The sequence below is a fragment of the Mesorhizobium sp. WSM4817 genome (genome assembly GCF_055811135.1).
On record NZ_JBVVQQ010000168.1, the window covers coordinates 1 to 244 of the forward strand.

Consider the following 244-nt stretch of genomic DNA (forward strand, 5'->3'; position numbering starts at 1 on the left):
GTTTTTCGACAGCGAGCGCTATGATCTGTCGGCAGTCGGCCGCGTCAAGATGAATATGCGCCTGGAGCTGAAAGCCGAGGATACCGTGCGCGTGCTGCGCAAGGACGACATCCTGGCCGTCGTCAAGACCCTGGTCGAACTGCGCGACGGCAAGGGCGAAATCGACGATATCGACAATCTCGGCAACCGCCGCGTGCGCTCGGTTGGCGAGCTGATGGAGAACCAGTACCGCGTTGGGCTGCTG

Annotated in this window: 1 protein-coding gene; it reads left to right on the forward strand. The window is 61.5% G+C overall.

Going from position 1 to position 244, the window contains the following annotated elements:
* The coding region (locus AC0L2K_RS35235; RefSeq protein ID WP_473533692.1) for a hypothetical protein at nt 1-244 on the forward strand (244 nt) is incomplete at both ends.